8 protein-coding genes and 3 pseudogenes are annotated in these 10,579 nt (G+C 69.3%); 7 read left to right on the top strand and 4 right to left on the bottom strand.

Annotation, left to right across the window (positions count from 1 at the left end; translation table 11 throughout):
• Positions 1–951 precede the first annotated feature (951 nt).
• The 3 genes and pseudogenes from ABEA82_RS37830 to ABEA82_RS38795 all read right to left on the bottom strand — a co-directional run.
• Entirely contained in the window at positions 952–1,701 is a 750-nt protein-coding gene (locus ABEA82_RS37830) for an SDR family oxidoreductase (RefSeq protein WP_345666294.1), read from the bottom strand.
• Positions 1,702–1,913: 212 nt separating this feature from the next.
• Positions 1,914–2,741 carry an alpha/beta hydrolase gene (locus tag ABEA82_RS37825; protein WP_345666293.1) on the bottom strand — a complete coding sequence of 276 codons (828 nt, stop codon included), beginning with the start codon at positions 2,739–2,741 and terminating at the stop codon, positions 1,914–1,916.
• A gap of 558 nt (positions 2,742–3,299) precedes the next feature.
• Positions 3,300–3,468, bottom strand: a pseudogene (locus ABEA82_RS38795) (IS1380 family transposase); the annotation flags it as partial.
• Between the two features lie 757 nt (positions 3,469–4,225).
• Here ABEA82_RS38795 and ABEA82_RS37815 point away from each other — a divergent pair.
• From ABEA82_RS37815 to ABEA82_RS37785, 7 genes and pseudogenes are all read left to right on the top strand, one after another.
• A complete protein-coding gene (locus tag ABEA82_RS37815; RefSeq protein ID WP_345666292.1) occupies positions 4,226–6,325 on the top strand; it encodes a serine/threonine protein kinase in 2,100 nt (699 codons plus the stop codon).
• A gap of 125 nt (positions 6,326–6,450) precedes the next feature.
• The gene (locus ABEA82_RS37810; protein WP_345666291.1) at positions 6,451–6,852 is read left to right on the top strand and encodes a hypothetical protein; all 402 of its coding nucleotides are present in this window, start codon (positions 6,451–6,453) and stop codon (positions 6,850–6,852) included.
• A complete protein-coding gene (locus ABEA82_RS37805; RefSeq protein ID WP_345666290.1) occupies positions 6,849–7,055 on the top strand; it encodes a hypothetical protein in 207 nt (68 codons plus the stop codon). The genes ABEA82_RS37810 and ABEA82_RS37805 overlap by 4 nt, the downstream gene beginning before the upstream one ends.
• A gap of 504 nt (positions 7,056–7,559) precedes the next feature.
• A pseudogene (locus tag ABEA82_RS37800) lies at positions 7,560–8,546 on the top strand (PP2C family protein-serine/threonine phosphatase); the annotation flags it as partial.
• Positions 8,485–8,877, top strand: a pseudogene (locus ABEA82_RS37795) (SpoIIE family protein phosphatase); the annotation flags it as partial. The pseudogenes ABEA82_RS37800 and ABEA82_RS37795, both read left to right, overlap by 62 nt.
• Positions 8,878–9,021, top strand: a complete 144-nt coding sequence (locus ABEA82_RS37790) for a hypothetical protein (RefSeq protein WP_345666298.1) — start codon at positions 8,878–8,880, stop codon at positions 9,019–9,021.
• Between the two features lie 5 nt (positions 9,022–9,026).
• On the top strand, positions 9,027–9,395 hold the full coding sequence (locus ABEA82_RS37785; protein WP_345666289.1) for an STAS domain-containing protein: 369 nt from the start codon (positions 9,027–9,029) through the stop codon (positions 9,393–9,395).
• A 421-nt stretch (positions 9,396–9,816) separates the two neighbouring features.
• On the opposite strand, the gene ABEA82_RS37780 is transcribed toward ABEA82_RS37785, so the two are convergent.
• On the bottom strand, positions 9,817–10,569 hold the full coding sequence (locus tag ABEA82_RS37780) for a hypothetical protein (protein ID WP_345666288.1): 753 nt from the start codon (positions 10,567–10,569) through the stop codon (positions 9,817–9,819).
• Positions 10,570–10,579: the final 10 nt, after the last annotated feature.

Genomic DNA, 10,579 nt, shown 5'->3' with positions numbered 1-10,579 from the left:
GGCATGAACCACGAGGAGGCCGCCCGCAAACTCGGCGTCGACCCGGAGTGAGTGGTGCCGCCAGTTTGCGGTACCACTCACTGTTCACAAGGTCAGCAGTCAGCAGTCAGACGCGGCGCCACCGCGGATCGCTCGTTGTTGGCCGCTGCTGCGAGGCACCCTTGGGTCTTCTTCCAGCCCCAGCCCCACTTGCCGTTCCTGTCCCTGCGACGCCCGCACGGCCAACGGTCACCGATGGCATCGGTCTCGTAGAGACCGTCCCTGCTCGGTCCGCAACTCGGCAACGCCCGCCGAGGGTCACAGGTGTAAAAGACCAGCCGGCCGCCATTCCAGCAGATGGCATCAGCCGCTGGTGAGGAGGCGCCTGCCGAACCCGCAGTGTGCTTCTCTGCCTGGGCCACCGCGCCGGTCGCAGTCAATCCAGGGATGGCCAGTGCAAGGGACACAGCTACCAGGGCGAGCTTCCCCCGTTTACGGGAAGCAGACTTGATCAGAACCTGCGCGCTGCAAGAGACACCCCCAGTCGGCAGGTTCCTGAGCCGCTGCGCTCGGCGGATCGCGGTGGCGGCCGCTCACCACACACGGTGGTGCCTCCCGGCGGCAGACCGAACCCGCCCTGAGCGTTGCGGCCCGGATTTCGGCACGAGCCCCTCGTTTTGCCGCGAGGGGCTCCAGCTGTTCAGCGCGGCATCGGCGGGCTGGCAGCCGGGGGCTTCACCGTGCCGGTGCTGCGTTCGCTAGTGCTGTGACCGCATAGGTTCACCGGCTTGGCGGTTGGACGGGTGGTGACGAGGTCCCCGGTGTCGGCGTGCTGGCGGCCAGTGCGCCTGCGCGTTGTCTGCGGAGGAACGCAACCGTCCCACGCGGTCGCGGTTGCGGGCTTCGATGGCCGCGACGCGCTCCGCTTCCGCCTCGTCGATACGGGGCCCAGGAGGTGTACGTCGGGGACCGTCAGACCGCTGTCCGGCCCGGCCAGTCGCTGTAGCGGGTCTCGCCGAGGATCGCGTCACTGCCCGGCACCAGAGTTCCCTCGCTCAGCTCGGCTCCGAAGTAGCGGGCATGGGAGTCCGTGACCACCTCACGCGGGTCGTTGCGGGCGGCTAGGGCGTGCCGGAAGAATTCGTCCATCCGGAACCGCTCGGGCCCGGCGACGTCGACCCTGCCGTTCAGCGGCGACCCGGTCGAGATTCGGCCCACCGCCTGGGCGACATCGTCGCCCGCGATGGGTTGGAAGAGCACCGGGGCCAGCCGGACCGCGCCGCCGGCGGTGGCGTCTTCGGCGATGCTCACGACGAACTCGAAGAACTGTGTCGCGTGCACGATCGAGTACGGGATCGAGGATTTCTCGATCAGCTGTTCCTGAGCGACCTTCGCCTGGAAGTAGCCGCTCTCGGGCAATCGCTCGGTCCCCACCACCGACAGTGCGACATGGTGAGCGACGCCGGCTGCGGCTTCGGCGGCGAGCAGATTGCGCGTGGAGGTCTCGAAGAACCTCATCACCGCGCTGTCTTCGAAGGACGGCGAGTTCGATACATCGATCACCACGGATGCGCCGGCCAGTGCGTCGGTGAGGCCTTCGCCGGTGAGGGTGTTGACCCCTGTCGTTGGTGCTGCCGCGACCGTGTCGTGGCCGTGCTGGGCGAGTTGCGGCACGAGTTTCGAACCGATGTTGCCGGTGCCGCCGATGACGACGATCTTCATGGCAAACCTTCCCGTGCGTCGGGCATCCGGCCGCCGCTGAGGCCGTGCAACCCCGTGGGGGTGACGGCATCGGCGAACTTCTTCACCTCGTCGGTGAAGGGAGTGAGGTATGGGAGATCAACTGCGGGTGGAGCAGCCATCCCGTCAGATCGCTTCGCGCCAGGTCGCCGGGCGGCGATAAGGCGCCGTGGGTTGCCGTTGCTGGCTGTTTGTCAGCTCGTCGGGGTTCGGGCGTGGCTGGTCGCCCATTCGAGCGCGTAATCGGCCACCTGTTCCCAGCCGGGCTCGACACCGGTGAAGTGTGAGCGGTCCGGAAACTCGTAGGTCTCGGTCAGCGCCTCGGAGTTGCGGTACTTCTTCGCGTTGGAGCGGATCACCGAGGGCGGCATCAGGTGGTCCTTGCCGCCCATGATGAACAGCAGCGGCGCCCGCTCGTCCAGGTCGTAGTCGACCCAGGTCTCCTGGTGGCCCGGCTTCCAGTTGGCTATCAGTCCGTAGGCCCACACCCAGCTGCCGGGCGCCGGGATGTGGAGGTGGTCGTAGGCCGCGTCGGACTCCTCCCGGCTGCACGTGTTGGCGAACGCGTAGTGGAACTGCTCCTTGGTGAAGCCCACCGCGCGGTGCCGGTTGGCCGGGTTGGCGAGGATCGGGAACAGGGACTTGATCTGGGACGGTGGGTTCACCCGCACTCCCTCGGGTGGCGCCGAGTCGATCGTCACGGCTGCGGCGCCCAACCCTCGGTTGACCAGGAGTTGGGTGAAGGTCCCGCCGAAGGAGTGGCCCATGATGATCGGCGGACGGTCCAGGCTCTCGACCACGTCGCTGAGATGGTCGAGGGTTTCGGGGACGGATGCCGCGGCGATGATCTCGGGCTTTTCGCGCAGCGCCTCCACCTCGATCTCGAACCCTGGGTACGTCGGCACGACCACCTCGTAGCCCTTCGCCCGGTAGTACTGCGCCCAGCGATCCCAGCTTCTGGCGGTCATCCAAAGCCCGTGGATCAGCACGATCGGCGGGGCATCGGTCGTCGGCTCGCTCATGGCCCTCCTTCCGATTGCAGGGCTGTAACAATCGTCGACCTCGAACAGCGGTCGTACAACCGCAGCGATGAAGTGGCGGCCCACCGGCGCACGCTCTGCACCGCCGCCCCTCCGGTGGGCGATCACTTCTGTGACTTCCGGGCTGTCCGCACGTCGGCACGACCGGATGCCCAGTGCCGCGAAGGTCGCAGTGGACCTGGACCGGTCTCCCAGACAGTCGCTTCGACAACGGGGCGTACCCAGGCTGAGCCCGTGACGGAGGCAGATCCGATGGAAGGGGCCGCCTGGCCCATGGTGGCCGGAAGACTCGCATCCGATGATCTGCCCGAGATCGCGACCGAGGCACCTGGCCGCCCGCAGTCAGCCCTCCACCTGCTTCGGCCTCGGCTCGGGCAAGGGGCGACACCATCCACGCCGGGCGGGGATCCCCTCAGCGGGAGCACCCCCGGAACCTCCGTTCGGGCCGGGCGGTGCGGATCGCCACCACGGCGCGCTTGTGGCCGGCGACGAGTGTGAAGCGGGGAGACGGCCGTGTCGGAGGCCACCAGCCTGAACAGGGCGGGATCCCCCGCAGCAACCCGACCTTGACCAGACGGTCCCCGCTCAAGGCGACCGCGAGCGCCACATCCAGCAGGATCTTGCCAGGGTCGCGCACCGCCCGATCCTTCCACCGCGGCGCCAACGCCTGCGACGTCGCCGCATCCAGACCGACGATGCGCCCGTTCTCCCCCTCCCTCCTGCGCGGTGACGCCTCGGCACATGCCCCGGATTCCTGCGGCGCGACGACGACGCTCTCCCGCTGTCCGGCCGGCGCCGGGCCAAACGCAAACGCTGTGGCCGGCCCCTGTGGGAGATCGAAACGCCGCCCGTCACCGACCACCCGCCGTGCGCTCCATCCATCAACGCCTGGTCCGGCTCGACGCCGAGGACACGGCCGCTCACAGAAGAACCTCACGCGCTGCGTGTCCAGGTCTTCACCAGCGCCGCCCCTGCCCTCCGGCAGCGCTTCGACGGCGACGAAGTCTCCATGCGCTGGGACCGCTCAGACGACACCGACCGCATCGTCGGCTGGCAGCGCTCCGACTGCGGCTTCCTCTGCCTCTGGCGCCGTACATCACCGAGCACCTCCCGGAGCGGAAGCAGGGTCGGCGGCCCCTCCCACTGCACAGGTCGAGCAGGGCGGCCCGCCGCCGGCTGAACGAGCGCCGCGTCGGGCCGCTCCCCCGTAGTGGTGGAGCGGCCCGGTGCGACCGAGGCGTGGAAGGCAGGGAACAGCACCCTGCTGACCGGCCGTCGAAGAACGCTCGTGGCAGGCGCATCTTCAGTTGGCTTCGCTGGATGGTCAGGGCCACTCCAGCCGCACCAAATTCCCCAACTTCCTGCATCGTGGCACGGTTTGATCCCAGAATTTCGGGGGCGCCTAGGGCCGCAAGGGCGCACGCGACAACAGGACGATGGGGGACGCGCATGGGGAGTGACACGGCATGGCCGGAATGAAGCTCTACTCACTCGAATCGAATGATCCGCGGCGGCTCGGCCCCTACCGGTTGCTGCGGCGGATCGCCACGGGCGGGATGGGCCGCATCTATCTCGCGCGGCAGGAGGCGGCCGCCGCGGACGCAGCCGGGCCTACCGGAACCGTGGTGGACCATCCTTTGGTCGCGGTCAAGACGCTCCTCGCTGAGGGCTTCGTCAGCAGGCCGGACCGGGACCGATTCGCCCGCGAGGTGGCGTTGGCCGGACGCGTCGAGAGCGCGTCCACGGCCAAGGTCCTGGCCTCCGACGCGACGGCGAAGCGCCCGTGGCTGGCCATCGAGTTCATTCCGGCGCCCAGTCTGGCCGAACTCGTCTGCGAGGCTGGGACGTTGCCTGCCGACGCCGTGCATTGGGTCGCGGCCGAGGCCGCGCGTGCGCTGGTCGAGCTGCACGGCGTAGGGGTCGTCCACCGGGACGTCAAACCCCAGAACATCCTGCTGACCCGGGACGGGCCCCGCCTTATCGACTTCGGTATCTCGCACGCCCATGACCACACCAGCTCCGCAACGACGATCGGTACCTTCCCGTTCACGTCGCCGGAGCAGGCGTCCGGCAAGAAGTCCACCACCGCGTCTGACATGTATTCGCTGGGAGCGACACTCTTCTTCCTCGCGGTCGGCCGCCCCCCGTACGAGCAAACCGACCACTCCATCGGGCTCCTTGCTCTCGTTCAGCGCGCCGAGCTCGACACGGAGGGGCTTCCCAAGCAACTGGAGGGGTTGATCCTCCCGTTGCTGCGGGCCGAGCCTGGGGAGCGGCCCGCACCCGCCGACGTACTGCGGAATTGCCTGCGCGGCCTCGGCCCGCTGACGGTGACCGGGCAGGCCGCACAGTGGCTGCCGCCGGAGTGGATCGCGCTCATCGAGGAGTACGCGGAGCAGGGGCGCCAGTTACAGAACGGGATGGTCGACTTCGACGCGGCCGACGCACGGACGCAGGTAGGGCCCGAGTCTGACCGCGACGGTTCGGAAGAGGCCGTCAGCGCGATGCGCGAACAACTGGAGGCGCTACGCAAGCAACGGGATGCCCTGGCGCAGGAGCAGGCCGAGGAGCGGGCGGAGGCCGAGGAGCGGGAGCGGCGGCGCCGAGCGGAGGAGGAACGCAGGCGCTTGGAGCAGGCGCGCAAGGCTGCTGACCGCGTGGAGAAGGAACGCAAGGAGAACGAGCGCAAGGAGCGCGAACGCGTGGCGCGGGCGGGGACCCAGACCTCCACCCAGGGCTCAACCTCGACACCCTCTACGTCCTCGGCCTCGTCGAGACCGAAGACTCCGGCAAAGTCCGCCTCGAAAACATCGAACAACTCCGAAGGCTGGGTCGGCCTGCTCGTGGGCGCAGTCATCATCGGGCTCCTGATCTGGCAGCCTTGGGACGAGCAGAAGCACGACAGCCCGGAAAGCAGCCCCCAGCCGACATACAGCTCCGGCCTGGTCAGCGGTGGCAGCAGCGGCGATGCCTCGTCCGGCTCCGACGGCTTCTCCACCTCGTCGAGCGGCGGCTCGGACGACTACGATCCCGAACCCGAACCGGAGACCAGCTCGCCGGAGCCGGACCCCACCGAGGATGCCTTCAAGGCCGTCTCGGTCGGGGACTGCCTGGACGTCGTCGACACCGGGTACGGCGGCGAGGAAAAGTACGACTGGAGCGAAGAGGAGCCGAACACGGCGCCTTGCAGTACCGCGCGCGTGCGGGTCTACCGCACCACCGGCGACTGCGACAGCGCCCAGGACCAGGCGACCTGGTCGTACTACTCCAGCAGCAGCGGCGAGCGCACCGCGCTTTGCCTCGAAGGCCAGTACCACAACGGCGACTGCCTGCTCGCCGACAACGACGGCGACTCTGCCAGCATCGCGCTGCTGTCGTCCGTGAACTGCACCGACAGACAGGTCCCCAGCGCGTACAACGACATCTTCGTCATCACAGCCATCTACCGGGCAACGGCGAGCAGCACCACCGCGGACTGCCGTGCCGGGCAGTACGACACGAACACATACTGGTCCCAGAAGGTGGACGACGGCGCCACACTGCTGTGCTTTAAGGCATACGACTGAGCCCGCCGCGGAGCTAGACGAGTAGTTCCGAAGCGTCGCGAGCCTGTGAAACTGGAGGAGCCCGAGTCGAAGCCAGCTGCCTGACTACGTATTTCGTGGGCCAGTGCATCTGGGAGTTCCGCCGGGTGTACACAACCTGGGCGAAGAACCGCCAGCGGTGGGCGGAGCTGCACGCGCTGTACGACGGCGCCGCGGAGACCGCGCGCGAAAACCCGAGGCTCTTCGGTCGGCTCCTGGCGGCGGGCTCCGTCTCCGAGACCGAAGCTGCGGTGCTCAGCACCAACTTCGCGGACATCCTGGCCGAGCAGCCCGCCGTCACCCGGGCGGTCATCAGCCTGACCGTCGAGGGCTACAACGACACCGACATCGCCGACGAGCTGAACATCACCCACGCCGCTGTCCCCATGCGCAAGACCCGCTTCTGTAAGGCGCTTTACGACGCGGCCCGAGAGCGGCGCATTTGGATCCCCGAGCAGCTCCACACCAAGGCCGACGCCCGCCGCCGCACCCAGCGAGGTGCCGCGTGACCAGCCGCCTGCTCATGTTCCTGATGCTCGTACTCGGTATGGGCATCCTCTTCTCTGCCCTCGCCGGCCTCATCGGGTACGGCATCGCTCGCCTGCTCGGCGCCCCGGTGGACAAGGCGATCGGCTGGGGGAGCATGGTGACCTTCAGCATCATGTCGCTGTGGATCGCGCTGCTGGCTGTCGTCGTTCCGCTCATCACGTGAGGGCGGACCGGGTCGGGGGCCGTGCAGCCCCCGCCCCTGGGGCAGCTCCGCAGGAAGGGCAGGCCACAACGCCTTTCCTACGGGCTGCCGTGGCGGCGAAGGCAACGACGGCACGCTCAAGTAGAGCGTTGCGTAGGAGATCGATACGGCGCCCACCGTGGTGGGCCGCGCCGATAGGCGACCGCGTGGCGCAGCTGGTCGTTCTCCTGCTGCAAGTGGGCGGGCGAGGCCTCGCCCTTTCTCTCGGGCGGCTGCGGCGTGCGGGAGGTCGTCATCACCAACTCCGTCGGGGACAGGGTTCTCCCCAGACGCCTGCCCTCGACCCGTGACGCCAAGACATGCGATCTTCACCAGCCGACAACATCGGCAGCACTGCCCGTCGACATTGGTGGTGATCCTGTGAGGTGCCACCCGATGGCCTTCGCACACTCCGTTCCCGCTTAGGCTTTCCGCTGGCCCGCGCCGCGCCCGGCGGTTGCGGGAGGTCAAGGAGGTGGAAGGCCGATGCCCGAGCAGGCTTCGGCATCCGAGCACGGCGCTGCTGACAAGCGCCTGCATCTGGTGCCCGACGAGGTCGTCGAGGTCGGCCGGATGCAGGCGGTGCGCCGCTACGACATCCTCGACACCCCGCCCGACGGCGCGTTCGACCGGGTGGCTGCGCTGGCAGCCCGCCTGTTCGACGTCCCCGTGGCGACGGTGACGATCGTGGACGAGGACCGGATCTGGTTCAAGGCCGCGCACGGCCTGGACGGGGTCGGCGAGATCGGCCGGGACCCGGGCCTGTGCGGCTCCGCGGTCCTGCGGGACGATGCGCTGGTCATTCCCGACACTCTGCTCGACGACGTCGCCTGCGGCAACCCGCTGGTCACCGGGCCGCTCGGCGTGCGGTTCTACGCCGCCGCGCCGATCATCACCGCGGACGGGCACAAGCTGGGTACCGTCAACATCCTGGACACCAAGCCCCGCTCCATCACCTCCGAACAGACTGCCACCCTGACCGATCTGGCGGCGATCGTGATGGACGAGATGGAACTGCGCCTGTCCGCTCTGCGCACCGTGCACCAGGAGCAGCGGTCCGCCGAGGCTGAGCGGGCGGCCCGGGAGCAGGCGGAGAGGGACAAGGCGGCGATCGCCTCCTTCGCCTCCACCTTGCAGCGCACTCTGTTGCCGCCGGCGCTGCCGACGGTGCCCGGCCTGGAGCTGGCCTGTCACTACCACACCGCGTCCGTGCACGACGTGGGCGGCGACTTCTACGACGTCTTCCCCCTGCCCGCCGGGAAGTGGGGATTGTTCCTGGGGGACGTGTGCGGCAAGGGCGCCGAGGCGGCCACTATCACCTCGCTGGCCCGCTACACCCTGCGGGCCTCCGCCCAGCACACGGACGACCCCGTCGCGGTACTTGAGGCCCTGAACAGCGCCTTGCTGGCCGATGTGTGGGCGGGCCGCCGGTTCTGCACAGCTTTCTTCGCCACCCTCACCCCTGAGGCGGCCGGGGGCTTCACCGTGGAGCTGGCCACCGGTGGGCACCCCCCGGCCTACCACCTCAGCCCCGCCCCGCCCGAAGCCGGGCCCGCCACGCACACGCGGGCGGAAGCGGTCCACCCCCAAGGGCGGCATGCTCATCGGGGCCTTCCCCGGCGCCCGCTTCGCCTCCACCACCCTCCACCTCGCCCCAGGCCAGGCCCTGCTCCTCTACACCGACGGCCTGACCGAGGCACACACCAGCACCGACGCCATGCTCGGAGACGAGGGCCTGACAGCCTTCCTCACCGCTCGTCCCGCCTCGTGTGGGGCGGCGCAGTTGATCCAGGACACCGTCGGTTTGCTGGACACCCTGCCCCAGGGCGCGAGTGACGACGTCGCCCTGCTGGCTCTGTCGGTTCCCGCTCCCGACCAGGCCGCCGCCGCGACGGGGGCCAGATCCACCGCCCACACCACCGCCGCGCCCGCCGGCGAGGAGCACTGACCGCCATGACCGACGACATCGAGCTGACCCTGACCGCCACCCCCGGTCCCGCAGCGGTCGCCACCGTCACCGGCGAGATCGACCTGCATACCGCACCCGGCTTGCGTACCCGCGCGCTGGAGCTGATCAACCAGGGCCACCACCACTTGATCCTGGACCTGACGGGTGTGGGCTTCTGTGACTCCGCCGGCCTCAGCGCACTGATCGGCATCTGGCACGGCGCCCAGGAAGCGGGCGGCTCCCTGGCCCTGGCCGCCGTCCCCGACCGGCTGATGCGCATGCTCACCCTCACCGGAGTGGACAGCCTCCTGCCCCATTACCCGAGCACCGCCGACGCGCTCAGCGCCCACCAGGGTGCCCCCGACGTCGCCTGAATCGCTCCGTCGCCCGCTTCTCGCGGCGCTCCCCGGGGCGGCAAAGCCCCGGCCTGCGCGGTGGTACGACGAACGGCCAGGCGCCTCGGGGCGGTTCAGTCTTCGGCGTGCTCGCCGGCGTCCGGGGCGCGCAGCGGGCGCAGGCCGCCATCGGCCGGGACGGAAGCGCGGACGAATTCACGGAATCCGGGCAGCAGCGAGGCGAGCACACAGTCATGGTCGTCCCGCGGACCCCGCTGGGGGATACAGACACGCGGTGGGTGCTCTCTGCTCAAGGTCTCGGCGGCCGACACGGCATGTTGCCATAGGCGACTACAGGACGCCGAGCAGGACCCACAGCGCCGCCTACAGCTGCGGAGCGGTGCCGAATTCGTCGGCCCCCGGGGCGCCAGGCCCAAGCCTCTCCGAATCTACCGGCGGGTTACTTGCTCCCTGGTGTCCGAGCTAGGACTACAGGGCCAACAAGGGCTGGAACCGCTACTCGCTCCCGGCCTGCCGGCGGCGCCCCAGGGCCCGCCAGCGGGCCGCGGGGGGGCGGCGGCTCCAGAGCAGTGCGCAGCACCGCGTGGAAGGTCTCCAGCGCCTGGGCCATCCGGTCGTCGTCTCCGTGGTGCCCCACGGCCGCCTCGTAGACGGCCTCAGCGGCGGCGGCGATCCCAGGTTCCGCACGCCTCATGAGGGGTGCGGCAGCCGCTCCCAGCCGACTCAAGGGTGCGGCCAGCCCTGCCGCCGATGCTGCGGTGTCCCGGTCCCAACGCTCCAGAAGCCGGTCCCCAACACTGAAAAAGGCCAGGGCCTTTGCATACACGTCCCTGCGCGAGAAGGCCACGACGGTCATTCCCTGAGTCAGCCAGTTCGCCGCAAGGCGGCCCTTGGCCTGCCAGCCCGCGAAGAACTGATCGTGCGTGTGCCCTGCAACCTTCAACGCGAGCACCGCCGCCACGAGCTCGTCGGCCTGGGCTTCGAGGGCGGCACGATCGGCCGCGGCATCCTTGCGGGCCTCCGCCTTCCGGGTGCGCCGGGCGTTGTCCCATCCGCCGACGAAAACCAGCGCGACGGCGCCGGCCGCACTGGCCGCCGAAGTGAGTAGTTCACTGTTCACGTCGATCACGACACCGCAGCGGCCCCGCAGGTTCCCACCGGAGCGATCCTGTCCCACTTCGAGCGAGAGCACCGCAAGAGGT

Source organism: Streptomyces venetus (genome assembly GCF_039540295.1).
Taxonomy (GTDB): domain Bacteria; phylum Actinomycetota; class Actinomycetes; order Streptomycetales; family Streptomycetaceae; genus Streptomyces; species Streptomyces venetus.
This window is presented reverse-complemented; position numbering and strand designations above follow the sequence as displayed.

Coding starts and splice junctions, on each gene's coding strand:
- ABEA82_RS37785 (WP_345666289.1), top strand. CDS start 9,027: ATGACCGACGACATCGAGCTGACCCTGACCGCCACCCCCGGTCCCGCA.
- ABEA82_RS37815 (WP_345666292.1), top strand. CDS start 4,226: ATGGCCGGAATGAAGCTCTACTCACTCGAATCGAATGATCCGCGGCGG.
- ABEA82_RS37830 (WP_345666294.1), bottom strand. CDS start 1,701: ATGAAGATCGTCGTCATCGGCGGCACCGGCAACATCGGTTCGAAACTC.
- ABEA82_RS37825 (WP_345666293.1), bottom strand. CDS start 2,741: ATGAGCGAGCCGACGACCGATGCCCCGCCGATCGTGCTGATCCACGGG.